1 protein-coding gene is annotated in these 229 nt (G+C 46.7%); it reads left to right on the forward strand.

The features are described from left to right. Positions 1–2 precede the first annotated feature (2 nt). Entirely contained in the window at positions 3–62 is a 60-nt protein-coding gene (locus tag R0J92_RS27415) for a flagellar hook-basal body complex protein FliE (RefSeq protein WP_411053999.1), read from the forward strand. Positions 63–229 lie beyond the last annotated feature (167 nt).

The raw sequence follows: 229 nt of genomic DNA on the forward strand, positions 1-229 counted from the left end.
GAATGCAAGTGCGTAACCGTTTAGTGACGGCTTACCGTGACGTGATGAATATGCAGGTATAGGGTTACAAAGTTTGCTCAGTATCATACTTATATGTTGAGAGGGCGAGCGGCTTACGCGATGCCTTGTAGTGCGATTAGCCGCTTTTTCCGGTTGCTATGCCTTAAGCGAAATCAGCCTTCCTTGCAGTTCTTCAAGCTGTTCTGCCATTAATAGCACTTCTTCTGCG

The sequence above is a fragment of the Tritonibacter sp. SIMBA_163 genome (assembly GCF_046535935.1).
Taxonomy (GTDB): domain Bacteria; phylum Pseudomonadota; class Alphaproteobacteria; order Rhodobacterales; family Rhodobacteraceae; genus Epibacterium; species Epibacterium scottomollicae.